The sequence below is a fragment of the Bradyrhizobium sp. BR14999 genome (assembly GCF_056106085.1).
This window is the reverse complement of record NZ_CM148536.1, coordinates 6,446,566-6,471,645: the sequence shown is the minus strand read 5'-3', so window position 1 is coordinate 6,471,645 and position 25,080 is coordinate 6,446,566. Positions and strand designations below refer to the sequence as shown.

23 protein-coding genes and 2 pseudogenes are annotated in these 25,080 nt (G+C 64.4%); 15 read left to right on the top strand and 10 right to left on the bottom strand.

The features are described 5' to 3' along the window. Positions 1 to 7: 7 nt before the first annotated feature. Positions 8 to 653 (top strand): annotated as a pseudogene (locus ACR9YP_RS30355) (flavin reductase family protein). A gap of 16 nt (positions 654 to 669) precedes the next feature. Here the strand turns inward: ACR9YP_RS30355 and ACR9YP_RS30350 are convergent. Next, entirely contained in the window at positions 670 to 1,332 is a 663-nt protein-coding gene (locus tag ACR9YP_RS30350) for an aspartate/glutamate racemase family protein (RefSeq protein WP_438109446.1), read from the bottom strand. A gap of 153 nt (positions 1,333 to 1,485) precedes the next feature. Here ACR9YP_RS30350 and hydA (ACR9YP_RS30345) point away from each other — a divergent pair, with 153 nt between their 5' ends. The 8 genes from hydA (ACR9YP_RS30345) (at position 1,486) to nikE (ending at position 11,464) form a co-directional block, all read left to right on the top strand. After that, positions 1,486 to 2,955, top strand: a complete 1,470-nt coding sequence (gene hydA, locus ACR9YP_RS30345) for a dihydropyrimidinase (RefSeq protein WP_474217757.1) — start codon at positions 1,486 to 1,488, stop codon at positions 2,953 to 2,955. Between the two features lie 12 nt (positions 2,956 to 2,967). Beyond that, positions 2,968 to 3,945 (top strand): NAD-dependent epimerase/dehydratase family protein, encoded by a 978-nt coding sequence (locus tag ACR9YP_RS30340; RefSeq protein WP_438109445.1) that lies wholly within the window; start codon positions 2,968 to 2,970, stop codon positions 3,943 to 3,945. A 1-nt stretch (position 3,946) separates the two neighbouring features. Then, positions 3,947 to 4,708 (top strand): SDR family oxidoreductase, encoded by a 762-nt coding sequence (locus tag ACR9YP_RS30335; protein ID WP_438110823.1) that lies wholly within the window; start codon positions 3,947 to 3,949, stop codon positions 4,706 to 4,708. Beyond that, a complete protein-coding gene (locus ACR9YP_RS30330) occupies positions 4,705 to 6,141 on the top strand; it encodes an NAD(P)-binding domain-containing protein (RefSeq protein WP_474217756.1) in 1,437 nt (478 codons plus the stop codon). Before ACR9YP_RS30335 ends, ACR9YP_RS30330 begins: the two co-directional genes overlap by 4 nt. Before the next feature lie 128 nt (positions 6,142 to 6,269). Then, positions 6,270 to 7,889 carry an ABC transporter substrate-binding protein gene (locus tag ACR9YP_RS30325; RefSeq protein WP_438109443.1) on the top strand — a complete coding sequence of 540 codons (1,620 nt, stop codon included), beginning with the start codon at positions 6,270 to 6,272 and terminating at the stop codon, positions 7,887 to 7,889. A 28-nt stretch (positions 7,890 to 7,917) separates the two neighbouring features. After that, on the top strand, positions 7,918 to 8,949 hold the full coding sequence (locus ACR9YP_RS30320) for an ABC transporter permease (RefSeq protein WP_438109442.1): 1,032 nt from the start codon (positions 7,918 to 7,920) through the stop codon (positions 8,947 to 8,949). Continuing rightward, on the top strand, positions 8,946 to 9,806 hold the full coding sequence (locus tag ACR9YP_RS30315) for an ABC transporter permease (protein WP_438109441.1): 861 nt from the start codon (positions 8,946 to 8,948) through the stop codon (positions 9,804 to 9,806). Before ACR9YP_RS30320 ends, ACR9YP_RS30315 begins: the two co-directional genes overlap by 4 nt. Then, the gene (gene nikE / locus ACR9YP_RS30310) at positions 9,803 to 11,464 is read left to right on the top strand and encodes a nickel ABC transporter ATP-binding protein NikE (RefSeq protein WP_474217755.1); all 1,662 of its coding nucleotides are present in this window, start codon (positions 9,803 to 9,805) and stop codon (positions 11,462 to 11,464) included. The genes ACR9YP_RS30315 and nikE overlap by 4 nt, the downstream gene beginning before the upstream one ends. Before the next feature lie 147 nt (positions 11,465 to 11,611). On the opposite strand, the gene ACR9YP_RS30305 is transcribed toward nikE, so the two are convergent. The 4 genes from ACR9YP_RS30305 to ACR9YP_RS30290 all read right to left on the bottom strand — a co-directional run bounded on the left by ACR9YP_RS30305 (position 11,612) and on the right by ACR9YP_RS30290 (position 16,228). After that, entirely contained in the window at positions 11,612 to 12,517 is a 906-nt protein-coding gene (locus ACR9YP_RS30305; RefSeq protein WP_438110821.1) for a carbohydrate ABC transporter permease, read from the bottom strand. Between the two features lie 43 nt (positions 12,518 to 12,560). Continuing rightward, positions 12,561 to 13,694: a carbohydrate ABC transporter permease gene (locus tag ACR9YP_RS30300; protein ID WP_438109439.1), complete on the bottom strand. Its 1,134-nt coding sequence runs from the start codon at positions 13,692 to 13,694 to the stop codon at positions 12,561 to 12,563. Between the two features lie 83 nt (positions 13,695 to 13,777). Continuing rightward, positions 13,778 to 15,403 carry a type 2 periplasmic-binding domain-containing protein gene (locus ACR9YP_RS30295; RefSeq protein ID WP_438110819.1) on the bottom strand — a complete coding sequence of 542 codons (1,626 nt, stop codon included), beginning with the start codon at positions 15,401 to 15,403 and terminating at the stop codon, positions 13,778 to 13,780. Between the two features lie 369 nt (positions 15,404 to 15,772). Then, a complete protein-coding gene (locus ACR9YP_RS30290; RefSeq protein ID WP_128938430.1) occupies positions 15,773 to 16,228 on the bottom strand; it encodes an RbsD/FucU family protein in 456 nt (151 codons plus the stop codon). An 86-nt stretch (positions 16,229 to 16,314) separates the two neighbouring features. Here ACR9YP_RS30290 and ACR9YP_RS30285 point away from each other — a divergent pair, with 86 nt between their 5' ends. Then, positions 16,315 to 16,443 (top strand): hypothetical protein, encoded by a 129-nt coding sequence (locus ACR9YP_RS30285; RefSeq protein WP_370986557.1) that lies wholly within the window; start codon positions 16,315 to 16,317, stop codon positions 16,441 to 16,443. 192 nt (positions 16,444 to 16,635) lie between these two features. Here the strand turns inward: ACR9YP_RS30285 and ACR9YP_RS30280 are convergent. From ACR9YP_RS30280 to ACR9YP_RS30270, 3 genes and pseudogenes are all read right to left on the bottom strand, one after another. Further along, positions 16,636 to 17,001, bottom strand: a pseudogene (locus ACR9YP_RS30280) (amidase family protein); the annotation flags it as partial. 204 nt (positions 17,002 to 17,205) lie between these two features. Continuing rightward, positions 17,206 to 17,955 carry an aspartate/glutamate racemase family protein gene (locus tag ACR9YP_RS30275; RefSeq protein WP_438110817.1) on the bottom strand — a complete coding sequence of 250 codons (750 nt, stop codon included), beginning with the start codon at positions 17,953 to 17,955 and terminating at the stop codon, positions 17,206 to 17,208. Positions 17,956 to 17,957: 2 nt separating this feature from the next. Then, positions 17,958 to 18,665 (bottom strand): GntR family transcriptional regulator, encoded by a 708-nt coding sequence (locus ACR9YP_RS30270; RefSeq protein ID WP_438109438.1) that lies wholly within the window; start codon positions 18,663 to 18,665, stop codon positions 17,958 to 17,960. Positions 18,666 to 18,863: 198 nt separating this feature from the next. Here ACR9YP_RS30270 and ACR9YP_RS30265 point away from each other — a divergent pair, with 198 nt between their 5' ends. Genes ACR9YP_RS30265 through hydA (ACR9YP_RS30245) form a run of 5 tightly spaced genes read left to right on the top strand, consistent with a single transcriptional unit; the run spans position 18,864 to position 23,642 of the window. Beyond that, the gene (locus ACR9YP_RS30265; protein ID WP_474217754.1) at positions 18,864 to 19,868 is read left to right on the top strand and encodes an ABC transporter substrate-binding protein; all 1,005 of its coding nucleotides are present in this window, start codon (positions 18,864 to 18,866) and stop codon (positions 19,866 to 19,868) included. Then, on the top strand, positions 19,852 to 20,703 hold the full coding sequence (locus tag ACR9YP_RS30260; RefSeq protein WP_370986561.1) for an ABC transporter permease: 852 nt from the start codon (positions 19,852 to 19,854) through the stop codon (positions 20,701 to 20,703). The genes ACR9YP_RS30265 and ACR9YP_RS30260 overlap by 17 nt, the downstream gene beginning before the upstream one ends. Next, positions 20,703 to 21,479 (top strand): ABC transporter ATP-binding protein, encoded by a 777-nt coding sequence (locus ACR9YP_RS30255; protein WP_474217753.1) that lies wholly within the window; start codon positions 20,703 to 20,705, stop codon positions 21,477 to 21,479. Before ACR9YP_RS30260 ends, ACR9YP_RS30255 begins: the two co-directional genes overlap by 1 nt. A 10-nt stretch (positions 21,480 to 21,489) precedes the next feature. Then, positions 21,490 to 22,221, top strand: a complete 732-nt coding sequence (locus ACR9YP_RS30250) for a maleate cis-trans isomerase family protein (protein ID WP_438109434.1) — start codon at positions 21,490 to 21,492, stop codon at positions 22,219 to 22,221. Positions 22,222 to 22,232: 11 nt separating this feature from the next. Beyond that, positions 22,233 to 23,642 carry a dihydropyrimidinase gene (hydA, locus tag ACR9YP_RS30245; RefSeq protein WP_438109433.1) on the top strand — a complete coding sequence of 470 codons (1,410 nt, stop codon included), beginning with the start codon at positions 22,233 to 22,235 and terminating at the stop codon, positions 23,640 to 23,642. Between the two features lie 42 nt (positions 23,643 to 23,684). Here the strand turns inward: hydA (ACR9YP_RS30245) and ACR9YP_RS30240 are convergent, their stop codons facing one another. Both ACR9YP_RS30240 and ACR9YP_RS30235 read right to left on the bottom strand, forming a co-directional pair. Then, positions 23,685 to 24,521, bottom strand: a complete 837-nt coding sequence (locus ACR9YP_RS30240; RefSeq protein WP_474217752.1) for a transporter substrate-binding domain-containing protein — start codon at positions 24,519 to 24,521, stop codon at positions 23,685 to 23,687. Positions 24,522 to 24,592: 71 nt separating this feature from the next. Beyond that, on the bottom strand, positions 24,593 to 25,075 hold the full coding sequence (locus ACR9YP_RS30235) for a MaoC family dehydratase (protein WP_438109432.1): 483 nt from the start codon (positions 25,073 to 25,075) through the stop codon (positions 24,593 to 24,595). Positions 25,076 to 25,080 lie beyond the last annotated feature (5 nt).

Below are 25,080 nucleotides of genomic sequence, written 5' to 3'. Positions count from 1 at the left end.
TGTAGCGATGACGAGCCTTTCCTTTCGCGACCTTGCGCCTCGGGACCGCTACAAGCTGCTGTGCGGCGTGGTGGTGCCGCGACCGATCGCCTTTCGTCACGACGATGGACGAGAACAGCTCGCTGAACGCGGCGCCGTTCAGCTTCTTCAACGTGTTCTCCGAGGACCCGCCGTTGATCGTGCTCGGCCTGCAGCATCATCCCGACGGCCGGTTCAAGGACACCACGCGCAACATTCACCGCACCGGCGAATTCGTCCTGCATATGGTGGACGAGGCGCTGGCGAAAGCAATGAACGACTGCGCGGTGGACTTCCCCTCCGGCGAGAGCGAGGTGGCGGCCGTGGGTCTGACGACGCAGGCCAGTGCCGAGGTCAAGGTGCCGCGGCTGGCTGCGGCACCCTTTGCGCTGGAGTGCCGGCGGCAGGTCTCGCTCGCATTTGGTCCAGGCCGCGAGTTGCTGGTCGGCGAGGTCTTGCATCTGCATGCCCGCGAAGGTCTGCTCGATCCGGCGCGGATGCATGTCGACATGGCGACCTATCAGCCCATCGGACGGCTGTTCGGCAATCTCTATTCGACCCAGCGCGACATGTTCGCGATGGACCGCGAGAGCTACGACGATTGGCAAGAGAGGCGGGCGCGTGAAGCACGCTAGCCCGCCAATCACCGCGTCACGACGCGCCGAATTGCACGGCGCCCAGCGCCATGGTGACGGCGGCCTGGGTCGGATCGATCACGGGAATGCCGAGTGCGTCCTCGAGCGGCTTGCGATGGCGCGCCATGCCCGCGCAGCCCATCACGATGGCGCCGGCACCATCTTCTTCTTTCAGGGCGCGGCCGACCGCGATCATCTTCGCGAGCGTGCCTTCGCCCGATGCGGTTTCCGCAACGCTCATGTCGAGCGGACGCTCGCCGGCCAGCCGATCCATCAGGCCCATCTGGCGCAGATAGCGCATGTGCCGGCGGATCGAGCGCTGCGCGATCGCAATCACGCCAAAAGTCTCGGCGCGGGTCAGTGCAGTCAGCACGCCGCATTCGGCAATGCCCAGCACCGGCCGCGTGGTCGCCTCGCGGCAAACATGCAGGCCGGGATCGCTGTAGCAGGCGATCACGAAGGCTGCCGACTCGTTGTCGCCGGCGACGGTGCGCCGCAGCGGCATCACCACGCTTTCGGCATCGGCCTGGCTTTCGATGCCGTAGGGTCCTTCGGCCAAGGTCTCGCACACGATCTCTGGACCGTCGGCAAAGGACAGCGGCTTCAACGCCTCGGCAAGGCCGGCAGTGACCACGCGGTTGGAGTTCGGGTTGATGACCATGATGCGCGGTCGGGGCATGGGAGGTTCCTGTTTGGGCAGTGTTGACGGTGCGAAACAGAGGCAATCACTATGCCATGGACAGCATGAAGCGGTCATGCGCAGGGCGCAAGGGCGCGCCGCGACGAAAACAGGCGCCGATGAATTTCGAAAGTTACGCAAGGAGACACCGTCATGACCGAACCCGCCTATGACCTGATCATCCGCGGTGGGCGCGTCGCCACGACCACCGACGTATTCGAGGCAGACGTGGCGATCGCAGGCGAGGCCATCGTCGCGGTCGGGCGCGGGCTCGGTCCGGCCAAACGCGAGATCGACGCGCGCGGCAAGCTCGTGCTGCCCGGCGGCGTCGACAGCCATTGTCATATCGAGCAGTTGTCTGCTGCCGGCATCATGAATGCCGATACCTTCGAGAGTGCCACGACGTCGGCGGCCTTCGGCGGCACGACCTCGGTCATCTCCTTTGCCGCGCAGCATGTCGGCATGCAATTGGGGCAGGTGCTGGAGGACTATCACGCGCTGGCACGCAGGGGCGCGGTGATCGACTACGCCTTTCACATGATCATCGCTGATCCGACCAAGGAAACGCTGGAGCGCGACCTTCCGCTGCTGATCCGTCAGGGCCATGGCTCGATCAAGATCTTCATGACCTATGACCGACTGAAGATCGACGACGAGCCGCTGCTCGACATTCTCGTTGCCGCGCGCGAGGGCGGCGCGATGCTCTGCGCCCACGCCGAGAACCACGGCATCATCTCCTGGATGGTGAAACGGCTGTTGGCGCGCGGCTACTCTCATCCGAAATATCACGCGATCAGCCATGCGCGCTTTTCGGAAACCGAGGCGTTCAACCGCCTGATCGGCATGGCGGCGCTGGTCGACCAGCCGATCATGATCTTCCATGTATCGACCGCCGAGGGCGCGCAGACAATCCGCGATGCCCGCGGTCAGGGGTTGAAAGTGTTTGCCGAGACCTGCCCGCAATATCTGTTCCTCACCGCCGACGATCTCGACAAGCCGGGCGCGGAGGGGGCCAAATGGATGTGCAGCCCGCCACCGCGCCGCAAGGACGACCAGGAGGCGCTGTGGAAGGCGTTGGCGCTCGGCGACTTGCAAACCATCTCCTCCGACCATGCGCCGTATCGCTTCGACGAGACCGGCAAGCTGCGCGCCGGGCCGAACCCTAACTTCAAGCAGGTGGCCAACGGCCTGCCGGGCCTCGAGATGCGGCTGCCGCTGCTGTTCGACGCGATGGTTTCCAAGGGGCGGCTCGGCCTGGAGAAATTCGTCGAGCTGACCGCGACCGCGCCGGCCAAGATCTACAATCTGCATCCGCGCAAGGGCTCGATCGCCGTTGGCGCTGACGCCGATATCGCGATCTGGGATCCCGATCGCCGCGTTACCGTCACCGACGCGATGATGCATGATCTGGCCGGCTACACGCCGTTCGCCGGCCGTTCGCTGCAGGGCTGGCCGGTGACGGTGCTCTCCCGCGGCCGCGTCATCGTCGAGAGTGGCAAACTGAACGCGTCGCCGGGCTCCGGCCGCTTCCTTGCCCGCAGCGGCGGCGAGGCGGCGAAGCCGACCGGTCGATTGGTCGCGGACATGAGCCCGGAGCAGAATTTTGGCGCCAAGCTATTGTGAGCGGTCAGCGCGATGAACGTGGTGATCTTCGGCGGCGCAGGTTTTGTCGGGCTCAATATCGCGGAGCTGCTGCTTGCCCGCGGCTATGAGGTCACGCTGTTCGATCAGGCCGAATTGCCGGCGGAGGCGCGCTGCGCCTTTGCACCTTACGGGGAACGCTTGCATGTGCTGCGAGGGGACGTGACTGACCGCAGCGCGGTTGAGGCCGCAGTCGGGGCGGCATGCGATGCCGTGGTGCTGGGCGCCGCGATTACGGCAGGCGCAGCGCGCGATGCCGCCGAGCCGGAGCGTATCCTGGCCGTCAATCTGCTGGCGCAGGTGCCGATCCTGACCGCTGCGAGCAAAGCAAACGTGCGGCGGGTGATCAACTTGTCGTCCGCTGCAAGCTATGGCGCGAGCGGCCGGCATTATCCGCTGCTCGAAGAGACGACGACCTGCGATCCGCAATCGCTGTATGCGATCACGAAATTCGCCTCCGAGCGTGTGATGGCGCGGCTCTCCGACCTGTGGCAGGCTGATGTGATCAGCGTCCGGCTCTCGGGCGTGTTCGGCCCGCACGAGCGTGCCGGCGGTTTCCGCGACACGCCGTCGCCGCAGGCGCTGATCGTGGATTGCGCGCGGCGGGGCGCGCCGGCGTTGCTCAGCGAGCCCGGCGCGCGGGACTGGGTCTATGCAGCCGACGTCGCCGATGCCGTCGGCGTGCTGCTCGATGCCGCCCAGCCTCGCCACATGCTTTACAATATCTCGAGCGGCGTAACCTTCACCGCCGAAGCCTGGGGCAGGGCTTTTGCTGACCCGGACGGCGGTTTCGTTTGCCGCGTGGCTGTCTCCGGCGAGACACCAACCGTGACGGTGCACGGCCCGACCCGGGCGCCGCTATCGGTACAGCGCATGGCCGACGAATTCGGATGGCGCGCCAAATATGGCTGCGAGGAGTCCGCGGAGCATATGCGGCGCTGGTTGCATGATCATGATCGGGGAGGCGCCTGAGATGAAGCTGGCGGGCAGGGTGGCCATCATTACAGGCGGCGGCTCCGGGATCGGCCGGGCCAGCGCCGTTCTGTTCGCCCGCGAAGGCGCCTTCGTTGCGCTGGTCGATCGCGATGCTGACGGTGCCGCCGAAACGCTGGCCATGCTTCGCCAACAGGATGGCAGCGGCAGCGTCCATGTCGGTGATGTCGGTGACGCCGATTTTGCAAGCGCCACCGTCGAAAGTGTCGCAACAAGCCGCGGCAGGCTCGACGTGTTGATGACCTCTGCCGGCTTCTCCTGCGGTGGCACCGTGATCACGACCTCACCAACGGATTGGGACGCGGTATTCCGCGCCAATGTCGGCGGCACCTGGTTGTGGGCGCGAGCGGCCGTGCCGGTCATGCAGCGGCAAGGCAAGGGCGCCATCGTCACGCTGGCGTCGCAGCTGGCGATCGCCGGCGGCAAGGGCAACAGCGCCTATATTGCTGCCAAGGGGGCCATCGTCAGCCTGACCCGCACCATGGCGGTCGATTTCGCCACCGATGGCATCCGCGTCAACGCGTTGGCGCCCGGCGCGATCGACACGCCGCTGCTGCGCCGCAGTTTTGCACGCCATGCCGATCCCGAGCCGGTGCGCGAAGCCTCGCGGCAACGTCACGCCATGAAGCGATTCGGCAGCGCCGACGAAGTGGCCGCGGCCGCGCTCTATCTCGCCGGTGACGATTCCTCCTTCGTCACCGGTACGGTGCTTCCAGTCGATGGCGGGTGGCTCGCGGCATGAGGGATGGTCTTGCAGCACTCGCGGTTCAGGTCCGCGCCGATCTTGCCAAGACGGCGCATCCGAGCATGCCCTGGCTGACGCCGATGACTGCTCCCGATGGCGGCCACGCTCTGGATGTGCTCATTGTTGGGGCCGGTCAATCGGGTCTTGCGACGGCTTTCGGCCTGCAGCGCTCAAAGGTCACCAACATCCTCGTGCTCGACAAGGCGGATAAGGACTTCGGAGGCCCCTGGCTGACCTATGCGCGGATGCCGACCCTGCGCAGTCCAAAGGATTACACCGGACCTGATCTCGACCTGCCAAGCCTGACCTATCAGGCCTGGCATGAGGCCAAGTTCGGAATGGAGAGCTGGCGCGATCTTGGTCTGATCCCGCGCGAATATTGGGCGGCCTATTTGTTGTGGTACCGCAAGGTGCTTGATTTGCCGGTGCGCAATGGCTGCGAGGTGACCGATATCGCACCCGGGGTAAACGGCCTGCTGCAGGCAATAGTGAGGACTGCTCGTGGCGAGGAGATGCTTTACGCCCGCAAGATCGTGCTCGCGACAGGACAGGAAGGCATGGGCGGTTGGGGCATTCCCGAACCGTTGCAGCATCTGCCGTCGTCGCGATGCGTCACCTGCGCGGCGCCGACAGATTTTACCGCGCTACGCGGCAGGCGAGTCGCGGTGATTGGCGCAGGCGCCTCGGCCTTCGATAACGCGGCGATGGCACTCGAGGCAGGTGCGGGCGCCGTGCATTTGCTATGCCGGCGCGCTGCGATCCAGCTGGTGCAGCCCTATCGATGGCTGACCTTCCGCGGCTTCCTCAGGCATTTCTCCGAGCTCGACGATTCCTGGCGCTGGCGCTTCATGCGTGCGATCCTCGAGCTGCGCGAGGGATTTCCGCAAGCCACCTATGATCGCTGCGCCCAACATGCGACATTCCATCTGCACGAGGGCGCACCTGTCGAGGGAGCGTGGGACACCGTTGACGACGTGCTGCTGCGCACGCCACGTGGCGAGATCGCGGTCGATTTCGTTATCTGCGCCACCGGCGTCATGATGGATTTCGCCGGTCGCCCCGAACTGAAGCGGTGCGCCGATAACATCGCGCGCTGGGCCGACTGCTATACGCCGCCGCCGCAGGAACAGAGCCCGCGCCTTGGCGCCTTTCCTTATCTGTCGGACGATTATGCCTTCCGCGAGCGCGCGGCTGGGCGAACGCCGTGGATCTCCGACATTCACCTGTTCGCCATCGCCTCGACCATGAGCTTTGGTCCGTCCGGCTCCTCGATCAATGCGATGACGACGGCGGTGCCGAAGCTGATCCACGGCCTCACGCGCGGCCTGTTCCGCGCCGATATCGACAAGTACTGGGCGGCATTCCAAGCCTATGATGTACCTCAGGCCGTGATCCGGCGCACGCCGGCGACTGCGGCGGGGGACGCGTGACGACGGCAAGCAAACGAGCATCCTGCCGATGCATTCCACTGCGACGAAGAAGCATGCCAAACTGCCCGTTTCTGGCACATGATTTGCTGCCATCTCGGGCGTGCGCGGCCTAACAAAGGACAGAAGCGATGTACCCCGTGATTTCCAGGCATCTGATTTCGGCGTCCGCCGTTCTTCTTTCGGTGACATTGATTGCGCCCGCGGCCCATGCGCAGAGCCGCGCTGAGACCTTGCGCTACGTGACGGCGGCAACGGTCAACACGCTCGATCCCAACATTCCCGGCTCGACCCGCGAAGCCTTCGCGCTCAGTATGAGCAGCTATGACCGGCTGGTGTCGTTCGGCCGCAAGCAGCTCAACGGCAAATGGGTGTTCGATCTCGATACCATGAATGGCGAGCTCGCGGAGTCCTTCAGCGTCAGCCCCGATGGCTTGAAGCTCACCTTCAAGCTCCGTCCCGAGGCCAAGTTCCATGACGGCTCGCCGGTCACTGCAGAAGACGTGAAATGGTCGCTCGACCGCTGCGTCACCGCGCCGGTGCTCGGCAAGGCGCAATTGCTGACGGGCTCGATGACCAGCGCCGACCAGTTCAAGGTGATCGATCCCCTGACCTTTGAAGTGACGTTGCCGCGGCCCGACAAGCTGGCGCTGCCGAACCTTGCGACCGTGTATCCCATCATCATCAATTCCAAGCTCGCCAAGTCGCACGCGACGCCTGAGGATCCCTGGGCGCTGAGCTGGCTGAAGGAGAACGAGGCGGGCAGCGGCGCCTATATCGTCGAAACCTTCAAGCCGGGCGAGCAGGCGATCGCAAAGCGCAACGAGGCCTGGAATCGCGGCTCGTCGGACAAGCCGGCGTCCTTCAAGCGGCTGATCATCCAGTCGGTACCGGAGCCGGCGACGCGCGCCAATCTGGTCGAGCGCGGCGACGCCGACCTCGTGATCGACCTGCAGGCCAGCGACGTGCAGGCGCTGGAAGCCAAAGGCAAGCTGAAGGTGATTTCGACGCCGCAATACAATGCGGTGACCTTCATCTCGATGAACAACAAGATCCCACCGTTCGACAACGTCAACGTCCGCCGGGCAGTCGCCGCGGCGCTACCCTACGATGACATGTTCAAGGCGGCGCTGTTCGGCCGTGGTGCGCCGCTGTTCGGTGCCAGCTGGGCCGACGGCAAGCCACCGAGCGGCGGCTATCCGATTCCGCAACCGGTCAAGCTCGATCTGGAGAAGGCGCGGGCTTATCTGAAGGAGGCTGGCGTGCCCGAAGGTTTTGCCACGACCTTCAGCTTCAACGTCGGCCAGGCCTCGACTGCCGAGCCGATGGCCGCCCTGGTTAAGGAATCGCTGGAGAAGATCGGTATCAAGGTCGATATCCAGAAGCTGCCGGATGCGCAGATGTCGACCGCGATCAATGAGAAGAAGCTGCCCTTCTTCACCGAAGGCATCGTCGCCTGGCTGCCGTCGACCGATTATTTCTACCGCAACTTCTACACCGGCAATCAGCGCTGGAACTATTCCTCCACGGACAATGCCGAGTTGGAGAAGATTGCGCAGGCGGCGCGCTTCGAGCCGGACAAGGCGAAGTACGAGGCGGAAGGCAAGGAGCTCAACGCCATCCATTTCGAGCAAATGTTCCAGGTCCCGCTCTGGCAGCCGGCGCAGGACGCGGTGATGGCCGCCAATCTCGACGGCTACGTCTACCAATTCACCCGCCAGGTGGATTACCGTAACCTGAGCCGAAAATAGCAGCGGAGCTGGGAGCGCGGCGGAGACCATGGGCACGATCGGTGCAACTTTGATCCGGGCCGGGCGGCGGTTTCTCTCGTCGCTGCCGGCGCTGTTCGGCGTGCTGGTCTTCACCTTCCTCCTGATGCGGGTGTTGCCAGGCGATCCCGCCGTGTTCTTTGCCTCCGGTCCCAGTGCCGGCAAGGAGGAGATCGAGATCGTCCGCAAGCAGCTCGGGCTGGACCGGTCGTTGCCGGAGCAGCTTGGCATCTATCTCTACGATGTCGGCCGCGGCAATCTCGGTCGGTCCATGATGACGGGGCAGCCGGTCGCCAAGGACCTGCGGCAGCGGCTGCCGGCCTCGCTCGAGCTCACGCTGACCGCGCTCGTGATCGCGCTGATCGCGGCGGTGCCGCTCGGCGTGCTGGCCGCGCTGCGGCCGAACTCGCTGATCGATCACGGCGTACGGCTGTTCTGCTCGCTCGGTGTCTGCGTGCCGACCTTCGTCTCCGGACTGCTGCTGATCTATGTGTTCTACTATCTGCTGGGCCTTGCCCCCGATCCGACGGGACGGCTCGACGTCTTCGCCTCGGTGCCGCCGGCGCGCACCGGCTTCCTGATGGTGGATTTCCTGCTCGCGGGTGACTTCGAGGGCTGGTGGGCCGCGGCACGTCAGTTGATGCTGCCGGCCTTCACGATGGCGCTGTTCGTGGTCGCGCCGCTCGCCCGCATCACCCGCGCTTCGATGCTGGTGTCGCTCGGCAGCGATTTCGTGCGCACCGCGCGTTCGATCGGCCTGTCGCGCTGGCAGATCGTGGTGACCTATGCGCTGCGGAATGCAATCCTGCCCGTGATCACCATCGCCGGCATCGTGTTCTCGACCATGCTCGGTGCCAATGTGCTGGTCGAGAAAGTGTTCTCCTGGCCGGGCGTTGCGGCCTACGCGCTCGATGCGCTGTTGGTCTCCGACTATGCGCCGGTGCAGGGCTTCGTGCTGCTGATGGCCAGCATCTTCGTCGTGGTCAATCTCCTGGTCGATGTGCTCTACGGCATCGCCGATCCCAGGGCGACGGTCGCATGAGCCTGACAGGAACATCGTCGGGGCTGCGTCACGCCGTGTGGGTGCTGCGCGGCAATCTCGTCACCGCGACCGCCGCCGCGGGGGCGATATTGCTGGCGCTGATCGCGATCTTCGGCTCCATGCTGGTGCCCTATGATCCCGTCGCTTCGGACGTGCCCCGCGCACTGCAGCCGCCGAGCGCATTACATTGGGCCGGCACCGACCAACTCGGCCGCGATGTCTTCAGCCGATTGATCGTCGCCACCCGGCTCGATCTTGCCATTGCCGTGACCGCCGTCAGTGTCTCCTTCGTGATCGGCGCGGTGATCGGCTCGCTCTGCGGCTATGTCGGCGGCAAGCTCGATCGTGCGACCGGCCGGTTCGTCGACGTGCTGATGGCCTTTCCGCTGTTCGTGCTCGCCATGGCCATGGTCGCCGCGCTCGGCAACCGGGTCGAGAATATCGTCATCGCGACCGCGATCATCAATCTGCCGTTCTACATCCGCTTCGCTCGCGCGGAGGTGAACATCCGCCGCAATCTCGGATGGGTCGAGGCGGCGCGTGCCTGCGGCGACGGGCATGTCTCCGTCGTGCTGCGCTTCTTGCTACCCAACGTGCTGCCGGCGATGGCAGTGCAGATGTCGCTCAATCTCGGCTGGGCGATCCTCAATGCCGCGGGCCTCTCCTTCATCGGCCTGGGCGTCAAGCCGCCGACGCCGGAGTGGGGCATCATGGTCGCCGAGGGCGCGCGCTTCATCTCGACCGGCCGCTGGTGGCTGGTGTCGTTTCCGGGTCTGGCCCTGATGCTGGCCGTGCTCTGCTTCAATCTTCTCGGCGACGGGTTGCGCGATATCCTCGATCCGCGCATGCGCACATGATGTCGCCACTGCTCGAAATCGATAATCTCGGCGTGACGTTCTCGACCCGACGCGGGCTCGTCGAGGCGCTGCGGGGCGTCTCGCTGTCGCTGCAGCCGGGTGAAATGCTCGGCCTCGTCGGCGAGAGCGGGTCCGGCAAATCCGTGACCGGAGTCGCGGTCACGGGCCTGCTCGACAAAGCGGGCCGCATCACGGCCGGTCGTGTCAAGTTCAAGGGCCAGGACATCACGCGCGCGTCGGGGGCGGAGCTCCGCAACTTGCACGGCGCCAACATGGCGATGATCTTCCAGAATCCGCGCGCCGCGCTCAATCCGATCCGTCCCGTCGGTGCCCAGATCTCCGATGCCATCCTTTCGCATCGGCGGCTCTCGAAACAGGAGGCGCGGACCGAGGCGCTGAAGCTGTTGCACGCGGTGCAGATCCGCGATCCGGAGCGACGGCTGGACGCCTATCCGCACGAGCTCTCCGGCGGCATGTGCCAGCGCGTGATGATCGCGATCGCGATTTCCTGCAATCCATCGCTTCTGATTGCCGACGAGCCGACCACCGGCCTCGATGTTACGACACAGAAAGTGGTAATGGACCTTTTGGCGCGCGTCGTCGCCGAGCGCGGCATGACAACAATCCTCATTACCCACGACCTTGGTCTCGCGGCACACTATTGCCGACGCGTGGTGGTGATGGAGCAGGGGCGGCTCGTGGAAGAGGGCGCGCCACAGACATTGTTTCGCGCGCCGCAGCACGCCTATACCAAGCGACTGGTGGCGTCATCGCCGACCGCGACATCGCGTGTCGGCGACCTCGTGCCGGCTGACGAAGCTCTGTCGGTTGTCGAGGTGAAGGAGCGGCCGACGCCCGCGCCGGGCACGCCGCCGCTGCTCGACGTCCAGCACATCGTCAAGCGTTTTGACGACGGCGCCGCCGCAGTGGCGGATTTCTCGATGACCATGGCGGCGGGCGAGAGCGTCGGCCTGGTCGGTGAGTCCGGCTCCGGCAAGAGCACCACCGCGCGCATGATCTGCCGGCTGATCGATCCGAGCGAGGGCGATATCCTGTTCGACGGCTATTCGATCGCAAAGTTGCCGGCGCGCGATTTTCATCGCTCGTCGCTGCGCAAGGAGATCCAGATCGTCTTTCAGGATCCGCATGAGAGCCTCAATCCGCGCTTCACCGCGTTCGACTGCATTGCCCATCCGCTGCTGCGACTCACCGGCCTGCGCCCCGGCGACGCGTTGCGTTCCCGGGTCGAGGAGTGCGCCGACCGCGTCGGTCTGCCGCGAGAGTTGTTGTCACGCTTCCCGCATCAATTGTCGGGTGGCCAGAAGGCACGTATCGGCATTGCCCGCGCCATTGCGTGCCGGCCGCGTTTACTGGTGCTCGATGAGCCCACTGCGGCGCTCGATGTCTCGGTGCAGGCCGTGGTGCTGCAGCTGCTGGACCGGCTTCGGCGCGAGGACAATCTCGCCTTCCTGTTCGTTAGTCACGACCTCAACGTGGTGCGCATGATGTGCAGCCGTACCATCGTGCTGCGCGCCGGCGGCGTCGTCGAGCAGGGCGAGAGCCTCGCTCTGTTTACCAATCCGCAGACTGATTACACGCGCGAGCTGATCGAAGCTATTCCACACATTGGTTCGCCTGCTTCGCTTCTGCCCGCCTGATTTCGCGATCTCGGTGTTTCGTTGATGGGGCTGGCGCTCACCCGACCGGGACACGCATCGATGGTACGCGGTTCCCTGTGGTCGCCCGCTTCGATCAGCCTCTCCGACCGAGTTCGCAACGCGATTAGTCCCCGGCTCGGCCTCCGGCTACTTTCCGGCTCCTGTAGTCAAGCCGCTGACGATGTAGCGCTCAAGGAAAATGCCGACCAGGACGAGCGGTGCGATCGCCGCCGTCGACAGCGCCGCCATCGACCACCAATTGATGCCTTGCGAGCCAGTCTGGCTCGCCACCATAACGGGGAGCGTCTTCGCATCGGTGCTCGTGAGCAGCGCCGCGAAGAAATATTCGTTCCAGCACAGCACCAGCGAGAGAATGAATGCGGCCATCATTCCGGGGACAGCGAGCGGCAGAATGATCCGCAGAAAGGCGCCCCAGGTCGACAGGCCGTCCACGAAGGCGGCTTCGTCGAGCTCGATCGGAATTGCATTGAACTGATCGCGCATGATCCAGATGACGATCGGAAGCACGGTCAGCGTGTAGAGCAAGACAAGGCCAAATCGCGTGTCGAGCAGGGCCAATGCCTTGTAGAGGACGAGGAACGGCAGCGCGAGCACGACCGGCGGCAGGATCAGCTGGGACATGAAGAAGAACAGGATGTCATCGTTGCGCATCCAGGCGAACTTGTAGCGGAAGCGGCTCAGGCCGTAGGCCGCCAGAGATCCGAGGATCAGTGCCAGCAAGGATGCGCCGACCGAGGTGATGATGCTGTTGACGAAGCGATTCGCGAATTCGGAGCGTGCCGTCGAGGTTCCGAACAGTGTATCTGGCGACAGGCCGAGCGAGCGCCATCCCTTCCAGTCCGGCTGAAAATCGACCCAGGGAACCAAGTGGGCTTGCGTCACATCGACCGCCGATTTGAACGACGTCGTGACGGTCCAGTAGATCGGGAACAGGCAGATAATCGTCCAGAACAGGAGTGCTGCGTAGATCAGTACGCGGCTTAGCGTCCGCTTTGCGCGGGGGGCCGCCGGACGCCTCTGCACGGGCTTCAATGCCAAGGTCGATCTAGTCAATCGAGAAACTCCGTTTGAAGCCCTAGACGACCTTCTGCGTCCAGCGCTTGGACAGGCGCAACAGGACGGTCAGGAGCACGATGATCATAAGCAGGTAAACCATAGCGAGCGCCGTGCCGTATCCGACGTTCGAGCGGTCGCGGTAGACGCGGTAGATGAAGCTCGAGACCGTGTCGGTTGCGCCTCCCGGCCCGCCAGCGGTGACGTTGATCACGAGGTCGGCGAGCTTCAGCTTGAAGATGATGCGGATAATGAGGACGGTGATGCTCACCGGCAGCATGATCGGAAACGTGACGTGCCAGAACGACTGCCAGCCATTCGCGCCGTCGACTTTGGCCGCCTCCTGCACCTCCTTTGGCATCGCCTGCAGACCTGCGAGAAGGATGATCATGATGAAAGGGATCGACACCCACGCGTCCATCGCCTGGATGCTGAAGCGCGCCATCCACGGCGAGGCGAAGAAGGCCGGGTTGTCCCAGCCGAGATAGCGCGCCAGCGTCGCTGCCGGTCCGAAGCGATATTCCATCAGCGACTTGCCGATCATCCAGCTCACGGCGACGGGGCTGAGCATCATCGGCAGCAGGAAGACCACGCGGAAGAATTTTCGCGCACGGATCTCGGCGCTGAGCAAGAGCGCCAGTCCGAACGCGATCGCGTATTCGCCAAGCACTGCGGCGGTGTAAAAGACCATGTTGCCGAGCGCATTCCAGTAATAGGTGTCGTTCAGCATGCCCCTGACGTTGTCGAAGCCGCTGAAGCGCGGCCCTTCGATCGAGCTCAGATTCCAGTCGAGAGAGGCGATATAGATCCCGAAGATCGTCGGGAAGATCACGACGGCGACGGTGAAGAACACCGCCGGCAGCAGGAACAGCGCGCGCTGGCCACGTTCGCCGCGGGTCAGAACTTGTCCGATGCCAAACGCAACGGCCCAGACGAGATAGGCGATGAGGATCGGCCGCCAATCGGAAAATCCGGCAGTCATCGCGCCGGTCGTATGCAAGATCTGAATGAGGAGGACAAGCAGGAAGCCGAGAGACGCCAGCAGGACGAGCGCGCGGCCGGCGATCTTCCTGCTGCCGCGTGCGCGCTTCGCCGCGGGCTGGTGGTGCAGGTCGTCGCTCACGGGTACGGAATTCTGCATCGAGATGAGCCGCATTCTGTACCGGCTCTGTCGCCGGGCAAGTCCTCGGCTGGCGCCGGAGGCGCCAGCCGAAGGTGGATGGCTTCGCGCAAGCGCCGCTATACGCCGAGCGAGGCCTTGTAGAGCCCGATCTGCCGCTCGCGGCCGATCTGGTCGGTCAGCTTCTCCCAGGCGGCGGCGATGTTGTTCGCGCCGGTTTGCGCATCAACCTTGCCGGCGAAGATCTTGGTGAGCTCGTCTTCCGCGATGCTGTAGTACTGGAAGATGCCGGGGATGCGCGGCTCCACGGCGCGGTTTGGATGGTTGTAGGAGGCGAGCTGCGAGTTCAGGTAGGAGGTGATGTATTTGCGGTCATAGCCCGCCGCCACCCATTCGTCGTACTGGAAGTGGCTGGTGCGGTGAGCCTGGAAGCCCGAAGGATACATCACCATCCAAAGCGACAGATCCTTGCCACCGAGATGCGCGGCCGCGCTCCACGCCGCCTTATGCTTCTTCTCGTCGCCATTGACCCGCGCCATGACGTAAACGCCCCAGCCGAGATAGGCGCAGTTCGGCGCATGGTTCGGGCCGCTTGAGAGCTTGTCCCACTTTCCGGTCTTGGAGTTGTAGACATCGTCCGAGCCCGGCAGGATGTCGAAGGCGACGACGTCGCCGATGACGGAGGTGTCGCTCGCCTTCGCGACCTGGCCGATGTCGCCCCACCAGGGGATCATCGAGCCGATGCCGGCGAGGAACTGCTGGAAGCCGGTCGTGTTCGGATCGGCATTGAGCTGGTCGGCAGGTTCGAACGGCAGCGCGTCAATCACGTCCTGGATGGCGCGGACCCAAGCCGGATTGTTGATGCGCGGCTTCATCGTGTCGATGTCGAACAGCCAGGCCTTGTCGTCGGGATGCTTGGCATAGGCCGAGGCGCGGCTGCCGAGGAAATAGAAGCCGAACCCGCCCCAGGGCTTTGGCGCGTCGAGATAGCCGAACGCGTTCTGGTTCTTTATCTTCTTGCCCTTGAGGAATTTCGTCACTGCCTGCACCTGCTGCCAGGTTTTTGGCACGCCCCAGTCGGTCGAATTTCCCGCGTCCTTCCAGGCCTTGGCAATGGTTGGGTCGGAGAAGACGTCGGTGCGGTAGTTGAAGTTGTGGCAGTCGCCGTCGATGGTGACCCGATAAGTCTTGCCGTTCCAAGTTCCAACCGGCGGCTTCAGGTAATCGACATAATCGTCAACATCTATCTGCTTCTTGACCCAGTCCGGCATCTCCGACGCCAGTCCCTTGCCACAGACGTCGCCCTCGAACGGCGCTCCCATCTCGAGGATGTCGAAGTCGACCGTGCCGGTCGCGATCGCCTGTTGCAGGCGTGGGTTGTAGTCGGCCTGCGCCAGATCAATCCAGGATATCCTTGCGCCCGTATAGGCCTCCCACGGCTTCAGGAAGCCGCGGAACAACAGATTATGCAGATTCTGATTGTTCAGTCCCATGAAGGAGAGTTCGACACCTTTGAACTCGCCCTCCTTGATGCTGGCCTTGGTCGGGCCAAGGCAGAGCTCACCGACCTTTTGCCAGTCGGCGTCGGTCGGAGCACCCTTGCCGACGCCTGGAATTTTCGTGATCTCGGCGCGCAGATTGGCTTGCGCGAATGCAAGCTCGGAGAAGGTGCCAAGCGCGCCGCTCGTGCCAAGTGCGGCGGCTCCGGCCGCGCTCTTGAGCACCGTGCGCCTGTTGGGGTGCATTGCGGGATGCTGATCATGCTCTTGCTGCTTCACCACGAAATCCTCCCGTTTTTTGACGTTGCTTATGTCAAAGTCTTGGTCAGGTCAGATTGGGCTGCCTAAGCACCGTGGAGAAGTGACGCTCGCGGAAGTTCATGTCGCGGCGGCGGTGCGGGAAGCCGCGTCGAGTATGCAACGGCACCGATCAATGTCAACGAATCCGCGCAAAGCGGACGCGGTCGACCGAATGCGATGCAAACGATGCTGTCGATCTCGCGCTGCAGTAGCCCATCATGTGTGAGCTGGCTCCGGCGAGGGATGTCGCGTCGCCGTCACATTTGCGCCGAATGTGTCGCGCAGCCCGTGCCGCCGCCAATGCCTTGGCGCGACTTAAGTCGCATCAGGCGGGATCACGCCCTTCTTGAAGATGAAGCAGCCATAGAAGCGCCGTTCGCCGGTCTGGACCACGCAGTAGGACTTTTTCGCAAGCTCGTAGAAGGCAAACCGCTCGATCGACGCCAGCGGAAGCGAGCGGCCTTCGGCGGCGTCGATCTCCTTCTGCACCTCGGCTTGCACGTCCGGGATTTCGTTCGGCTGCCCAACGATCTCCATGCGCAACGCCGGCTTGTCGACAAAGGAATCGAGCGGTAGCACCGACAGGATCGCGCGCGCGGCGCGGCCCGCACTGACGTTGTCAATGCGGAGTAGCTTTCCGAGGGCGGTCTGGCGGGCGACGGAATCGGCCGGGAAATTCGTATCGCAGAGCACGAGGTCGTCGCCATGACCCATGGACCGCAACGCATAAAGCACATCAGCATTCAGAACAGGGTCGATCGACTTCAGCATGGCGCGCCTCCCTTGAAATGTTCAGGCCTCTCTGATCGGCCCAATATCTGACGTCTCCGCGCTGTCGTCCATATCGACCGCTCGGCATGGCCTTCAATGCCGACCAGATCGCGCTGTTCCGAGCCATGATGACGAGCAAGGAGCTGACGCGCAGTGTGATGGCCATCGCCGCCTCATCGCTGTTTGTCCCTGAGAGCATGGCGCGGCCCTTGTAGTCGGAATTGCTCTCCCTTGATGGCTGGCATCTTCGAACTGATTGCGCTTTTCCGCGGCGTCCATGATGGATTGGAGCGAGACTTCAAGTTTCTCAATGATTTAAGAGGCGGCGTGTGCACCGGGAGATCAAGGAAAAAGCTCATGACAGCCAACGTGAGCAGGCCTTCGGAAGAGACATCCAACGGCAGGATTTACGTTCGCAACACGGCCTCAACCTCTTGCGCTGCTTCAAGCAGCGTGCGGTCTTGTCCGCGCGTGGCGATGATCTGAAGGCCGAATGGAAGCCCGTACCGATCCGTCCCGCACGGAATCGAAATCGCCGGCAGACGAGCGTGATTGACGAAGGGCGTGAACACCGCGTGCGCTCGCGGGCTGGCCGGCTTTCCGCCAATCATGTCTGGTCCGAGCCGCGTCAGTGGCCACGCCACGCATGGGACGGTTGGCGCCAGCAATAGATCGATCTCGCCGAAGAAGGCTGCAAACGCGGTGGCGATTGCGGCGCTTGCGCCAAGCGCGCCGGCGACTTCGGTGCCCGAACAGGACAGGCCGCGTTCGATCTAGCCGATCGACTATCTCGCGGTCACCTTCATCGTGTCGCTGGTCGGTTTCCCGGTCCTGACCTTGCCGGCGCGCCGGGAGGCGCACGAGCTGCCCTTCGGCATCCAGATCATCGCGCCGCCGGGCTGCGAATCCCGCCTGTTTGCCTTCGGCCGTGCCATCGAAAACGAATTGGGTTTTCGCATCGCCGGCCGCCTCTCTGATCAGCTGTCGCGGTGCTCGAGCCGGGCGGCGAGCGTCTCGGCAAGACCGATTGTCGGCTTCGCGGCGGGGCGGCGGAACGTGCCCGCCGTTCCCTTGCGCAGGCGCAGCGCATGAAGCACCTCGGCTTGCTTTACCGCGGCGATGACCTGATCGACCACGGGGACCGGAATCCGGTCGGCGACGCGCTCGGCGAGGCCCGAGAGCGGGGCGCCGGCAAAGATCAGGACATCGGCCTCGTCCTCGACGATGGCGCGCTGCGCGAGTTCGACGAGCAAATCCTCCTTCTCGGTGGCGACCTCCGAGATCGCCTGGAACGGCGTGTCGAGCATGCGGATGCCGGCGCAGCGCTCCCACAGCCCATGGGCGCGGACGCATTCCTCGTACCAGGGGCCCAAAGCTTGCGCGAAGGTGACGATGGCAAAACGGCGTCCGGCCATGCAGGCGGTCAGCATCGCCGCCTCCGCCATGCCGACCACGGGAATGTCGAAGGTCTCGCGCGCGGCGAACAGGCCGGGATCGCCGAACGCCGCGATGATCGCGGCGTCGACCTTCCGATGCTGCTCGGCCAGCATCTCCAGTGCGATGGCGCCGCCGATCTGGGCCTCGGTGCGCGTCGCGATATAGGGCACGCCGCGGGTCGCGGTGCAGGGGATCAGCTCGGTCCCGGGGGAGGCGGCGCGCTGCCCGACACCCATCATCAGGTGCGTGACGTCGGTGCTGGTGTTGGGGTTGAGCAGCAGCAGCTTCATGGTCATGCCGCCGTCAGCTTGGGCTTGGGAGCAAGAGTCTCGAGCAGCGCGGTGCCGGTCTGTCGGACATGGGCGCCGAGCAGGCGGCCGGCCGCTTCACTGTCACGCGCCTCAAGGGCGGCGAGGATGCCGGCGTGCTCGTCCACCGAATTGCTCCAGCGCTTGTCGGCGCCAAGCGCCAGATAGCGCGCGCGTTCGGCACGGGAGATCAACGTCTCGTGCGCCTCGCGGAGCGGCGTGTTGCGGGCCATACGGACGATGGTGTTGTGGATCTCGCCGTTGATGGCGAAATAGTCGTCGAGCTTGCCGTTGCGGTGATGACCCTCCATGCGGGTCTGCAGCGTGCGCAGGCGGGCGAGGTCGCGCTCGGTGGCGCGCTCCGCCGCCAGCTCGGCGGCAATCCGCTCGATGCCAGCGAGCGCCTCGAACAACTCCGAGATGCCGTCAACCGCGATGTCGGCGATGCGCGGGCTGCGGTTGGGGCGGAGCTCGATCAAGCCTTCAGCCGCGAGCACCTTCATTGCCTCGCGCAGCGGCGTGCGCGACACGCCCAGCTCCTTCGACAGTTTGGTCTCCTGGGTCTGCGATCCCGGCGGCAACTCGCCGCGAATGATCATCGTCCGCATCCGCGCGGCGGCGCGCTCATGCAGGGCCATCCGCTTGAGTTTGGGCGACTTTCGTCCCTTCGGGGTTTCCGACTTCTGCTGCACGCGCGCCTCGTTGCTTCAGTTCATCCTAGCCGTTTCCGACTGCTTGGCTTGCCCAAAATACTGACGCATGTAGCTGAAAACAATGGCATAGCGCGCAAATTGTATGCAGCATGCAGAATCCCCGTTGCGCTGCCGCAAAGGTCGACCGATGATCGCGCAAGACGCGCGAAATCTCGCGCCTTCGAAACGGAGTGAGCGATGCGGACGAGATTGCGACTGGGCCTCTTGGCGATGGCGGCAATACTTGGGGGAAGCGATCTCGCGTCCGCGCAGACAGCGAAGATCAAGCTCGGCTACGCCAAATGCGCGCACTGCCTGCCGATGTCGCTGATTCCAGGCATGGCGAAGGGCGTCGAGGTCGAGGCCACCGGCTTCAACTCAGGCAATGACGTGCTCACCGCGCTGGTCTCGAAGAGCATCGACGTCGCGCAGGTCACCTACCTCCACTACATCACCGCGCTCGACAAGGGTTTTGACGTCGTTGCCGTATCCGGCCAGATCAACGGCGGCTCGGAATGTCTCTCCTCCACGAAGCTGAACCTGCCGCCCGAGGACTGGGCCACTTTCAAGACGACCGCTCTGAAGTCGAAGAGCGACGGTCAGCCGCTGAAGGTCGCGGCGTCGCGCGGCAACGCGCAGGACATCCACATGCGCGGCGCGTTCCTGAAGCAGGGCGTCGATCCCAACAAGGACATCCAGTTCATCAATATCCCCAATCCGTCCGACCATCTCGCGGCGCTGCAGCGCGGCGAAGTCGACATGATCTGCTCGGTCGAGCCGTTCGCCTCGCAGATCCGGCTCGCCGGCACCGGCAAGCACTTCGTGCTGCCGTACGACCAGGCCGCCGGCAATCTGACCAACATTATCGTCACCCGTTCAGACGTGATCGCGAGTCAGCGCGCCGGCGTCCAGGGCGTCGTCAGCGCCGTGGTCGAGCTCGACAACAAGCTGATCGCCGACAAGGCGCCGTGGATCGACGTCATCAACAAGCTGACCGGCCTCGACAAGAATGTGGCGACCGAGGCGCTGAAGAATGCCTCGCCCGATCCCGCGATCCATCGCTCGCAGACGCTGGCGATCGCCGCGATGATGCGCGACCTCAAATACATCTCCAAGGACGTCTCCGCGGAGGCGGAGAAGAACATGGACTATTCGTTCCTGGAGCAGGCCACGGGAAAGGCCAAGAATGACCTCGGTTACTGACGTCTCGCCGGCGAAGTCGGCGTTCCGACTGACGCGGGCGTTCCAGGGGCTCGAGCGCCTCATCGTGCCCGCGCTGCTGATCGCAGGCTGGGAGGCCTTTGCCCGCAGCGGCATGCTTCCGCCCGCGCTGCTGCCGGCGCCGAGCGCGGTGCTGCATGCGCTCGGCGACTGGGTATTCGGCTTCGACGAGACCACGCAGACCTATTCCGGCCACTGGCTGAGCGATGCGCTTGCGAGTGCTCTTCGCGTCTTCGGCGGCTTTGCGCTGGCTAGCCTTCTCGGCATCCTCGCCGGCGTCGCCATCGGCTGGTCGCGCCTGTTCGAGAAGACGCTGGAGCCGACGCTGCAGATGCTGCGGCCGATTCCGCCGGTGTCGTGGATTCCGCTGGCGATCATCTGGTTCGGCATTGCCGACAAGCCGGCGATCTTCCTCGTCTTCCTCGGTGCCTTCTTTCCAGTGCTGATGAACAGCATCCATGGCGTCAAGACGGTGGACCACAATCTCGTGCGCGCCGGCGCGATGATGGGGGCGAACGGACGGCAGATGCTGACCGACATCGTCCTGCCGGCGGCGCTGCCATCGATCTTCGCAGGCCTGCGCATCGCGGTCGGCTCGGCCTGGATGCTGACGGTCACGGCCGAGATGGTCGCGGTGAAGAGCGGCCTCGGCTATGTCTTGTGGGATTCCTATTACTTCCTGCGCTACGACATCGTGCTGGCGGCGATGATCTCGATCGGGCTGCTCGGCTATCTCTCCGACCTCGGCCTCAAGGCGATCATGGCGCACACGCTGCGCTGGCAGCAGACGACCACCGTGCAGGGCAGGGCGGGCTGATGGCGGCAATCGAGCTTCGCAACATCGTCAAGGTGTTCTCCGACAAGAGGCGCGGCCGCGACCTGCTGACGCTGGACAACATCAATCTCGACATCGAGGCCAACGACTTCGTCTGCCTGCTCGGCCCCTCCGGCTGCGGCAAGTCGACACTCCTGAACATCATCGCCGGCTTCGAGCAGGCGACCTCCGGCCGCACGCTGGTGGATGGCAAGCAAGTCGAGCGGCCCGGCTCAGACCGCGGCGTGGTGTTCCAGCAGCCGACCCTGATGCCGTGGCTGACGGCGATCGACAACATCGCCTTCCACCTCAAGCTCAAGGGTATCCCCAAGGCCGAACGCCACGGCCGCGCCATGGAGTTCATCGATCTCGTGGGCCTGCGCGGCTTCGAGCACCACCATCCCTCCGAGATGTCCGGCGGCATGAACCAGCGCGTCGGCATCGCCCGCGCGCTGCTGATGAACCCCAGCGTGATCCTGATGGACGAGCCGTTCGCGGCGCTGGACGCCCAGACCAAGCTCGAAATGCAGGAGGAGCTGGTCGCGATCTGGCAGAAGAGGCGCTGTACCATCGTGTTCGTTACCCATAGCGTCGACGAGGCCCTGGTCCTCGGCAACAAGATCGTGGTGATGACGAAGCGGCCGGGCCGGATCCGCGAGGCCGTCAATTTCGACCTGCCGCGCCCGCGCGACATCACCAGCCCCGAATTCAACGACGCAAAGCGCCACATCCTGGCCTTGATCCGGGAGGAGTCGACGCGCCTTGCGCAGGCGTCGTAAGGTTAAGGCCATGCGCAAGCGTCTCGGCATGATCACGCCGTCCTCCAATTCGGTACTTGAGCCCGTCACCTGCACCATGCTAGCCGGAGCCCCCGGCGTCACGGCGCATTTCTCGCGCTTCCGCGTCACTGAGATTGCGCTTGACGCGGCCGCGCTGAGCCAGTTCGACGCCTCGGTAATGCTGCCGGCGGCGGATCTGCTCGCAGATGCCAAGGTCGACGCCATCGCCTGGAACGGCACGTCGGCGAGTTGGCTCGGGATTGGCCGCGACAGGAGCCTGTGCGAAGCCATCACGGCGCGCACGGGCATCCCGGCGACGACGTCCACGCTCGCCTGCATCGACGCTGCCCGTGCGCTCGGAGCCAAGCGCGTCGGCCTCGTTTCGCCCTATACGCACGACGTCCAGCGGCGGATTAGCGACGTCTGGGCCGAGGAGGGCATCGCTCCGCACGCAGAGCGGCACCTCGGCTTGCGCGACAATTTTTCTTTCGGGGAGGTCGCGCCTGCGACGATCGCAGGCATGATCCGTGACGTGGCGGCGGAGGGGGCGGACGCCGCCGTGATTCTCTGCACCAATCTCGCCGGAGCCGGGCTTGCGGCCTCACTCGAACAGGAATTGAACATCGCTGTGCTGGATTCGGTGGCGGTGTCGCTGTGGCGGACGCTGGCGCTCGCCGGCGGCGACATCGCGGCTCTTGCGGAGTGGGGCCGGATCTTCCAGACATCAGCGGACATCAAGTAACGGAGATGCCTGTGACCCAGCTCGATCTCGCCATTCGCGGCGGCACCATCGTGACGGCCAGCGACGAGTTTCGCGCCGATATCGGCATTCGCGACGGCCGTATCGTCAGCATTGCCGATCATCTCGAGGGCGCGGCGCGCGAGATCGACGCGACGGGCCTCCTTGCGCTGCCCGGCGGCATCGACAGCCACGTCCACATTTCTCAACCCTCCGGTCCGGACGTGGTCATGGCCGACGACTTTGCCTCGGCGACGCGCGCGGCGGCGGCCGGCGGCAACACCATGGTGCTGCCTTTCGCGCTTCAGGAGAAGGGCACGTCGCTGCGCACCTGCGTCGAGAACTACCGCAAGCTCGCCGAGGGCGAGTGCTATATCGACGCCGCCTTTCACCTCATCATTTCCGATCCGACCGCCGTCGTGCTCGGGCAGGAACTGCCGGCGCTGGTCAAGGACGGCTACACCTCGTTCAAGGTGTTCATGACCTATGACGACCTGGTGCTCAGCGACAAGCAGTTGCTCGAGGTCTTTGACGTCGCGCGCCGCGAGGAGGCGCTGGTGATGGTCCACTGCGAGGGCTATGACGCGATCCGCTTCCTCACCACCAAGCTCGAGCGCGAGGGCCACATCGCGCCCTATTACCATGGCACCTCGCGGCCCCAGGCCGTCGAGCGCGAGGCGACGCATCGCGCCATCAGCCATGCCGAGGTGATCGGCGTTCCCATCATGATCGTCCATGTCTCCGGGCGCGAGGCGATGGAGCAGGTGCGCTGGGCCCAGCAGCGCGGGTTGCCGGTGCATGCGGAGACCTGCCCGCAATACATCACGCTGACGGCCGACGATATGAAGGGCCTCAACATGGACATCACCGGCGCGAAATACGTCTGCTCGCCGCCGCCGCGCGACGTCGAGAGCCAGCAGGCGATCTGGGAGGGCATCACCACCGGTGTGTTCCAGACCTTCTCGTCCGACCACTGCCCGTTCCGCTACGACGATCCCAAGGGCAAGCTGACGCCGAACGCCCGCACCTCGTTCCGCTGGGTGCCGAACGGCATCCCCGGCGTCGAGACGCGGCTGCCGATACTGTTCTCCGAGGGCGTCTCGAAGGGACGCATCACGCTGCAGAAGTTCGTCGAACTGACCGCGACCAACCACGCCCGCATCTACGGCCTCTATCCGCGCAAGGGCTCGATCGGCGTCGGCTTTGATGCCGATATCGTTCTCTGGGACCCCAATTTGAAGAAGCCCATCCGGCAGACCGATCTGCATCACGGCTCAGACTACACGCCATGGGAAGGGTTCGACGTCACGGGATGGCCGGTGACCACAATCGCCCGCGGCCGGGTGGTCTGTGACCAGGGACGGATCGTCGGAGCCAAGGGCGCAGGCGAAGTGCTGAGCCGGGGCAGGTCGAGCCTGATCTGATTCGACACGCCACCAAGTGGCGTGTCGTAACGGCGCCTGCCGTCAATTTGTCGGACCATCGCCGCGGATCGCGAACGTGCTGGTCTTCAGCTTGGTCATGCCGAACTTGTCGAACAGCTTGTCATAGGTGCCATCAGCGCGGATTGCCGTCAGGGCATCGGCGGCCGCCTGGGCAAGCAGCTTGTCGCGGAAGGCGAAGGTGATGTCGGTGCCAGCAATGCCGCGGACCCAGATCTTGGCGATGCCCTTCTGCTCGAGCGAGTTGGCGGTCTCGTTGATGTTGAGCGCCGCTTCGAGCTGGCCGGCGCGCAGCGCCGCCGACGTCGCGGTGACGGTCGCAAATGTGCGCAGCTCGACTGGTTTGAGGCCCTTGGCGACCATCTCACTGCTGAATTCGCGCGCTTTGCGCTCGGTGTACGTCGCCGATTCCACGCCCACCACGCGGCCGGCGAGATCCTCAAACCTCTCCAGCTTTAGGCTGGAGGAGGGATCGGTGTAGATGCTGATCGCCTGCTGCGCATAAGGCACGAGGTAGAGCATCTTGGAGCGCTCCTCGGTCCAGAACAGGCCGGTGTTGATGGCATCGAAACGCCCCGAGCGCAGCGCCGGGATCATCGGCGGGAAATCCATGCGCAGGAACACTGCCTCGACGCAGATGCGCTTGGCGATCTCGCGGGCGAGCTCGACATTGAGGCCCTGCAACTCGCCCTTGTCGTCGACGAATTGCTGCGGCGGCAGCGTCGGGTTGATCGACATCTGCCATTTCGGCGCCTCGATCAGGCTCGACGCCGGTACTTTCGGCGTGCAGGTCTGGGCACCGGCGGCCTGCGTCAGGCCGACCAGAAGGACGAGGGCGGAGAAGGTCTTGGGAAATCGCATTTGAATACTCCGATCAAATCGTGGGTGGCAGAGGAGCCGTTCTCCGGTCCGACGTCTTCTTCAATGTCTCGTCACATGGCCGCCGATCCATCGGCTTGCCGGGTCAGGATCAGCGAGATGTGGCGGGCAGCGGTCACCACCTCGTCGCGCTGGTTGATGAGGTCGAGCGTCTCGATGACGATGCCGCGCTCGGGATTTTTGGTCGGGCGCTTCTCGACGAAGCGGAAGCGCACACGCAAGGTATCGCCGGCGACGATGGGAGCCTTGAACTTCACCTCGACCCAGCCGAGCGAGGCGACAGAGGTCTCCTCGTATAGCTTCAGCTCAGACTTCAGCCCTTCCATCAGTGACAGACCGTACAGGCCGTGGCCGATCACCGCGGGAAAACCGCGGGAGCGCGCATAGGCGCCATCGACATGAAGCGGGTGGTGGTCGCGCGTGACGTCGGCGAAGGCCGCGATATCGGCCTCCGTCACGGTGTGCACGGCGGTCTCGAACTCCGCACCGAGCGCGATGTCCTCGTAACGGAGATTGATCGGGCCGTTGGCGTTCATGCTGA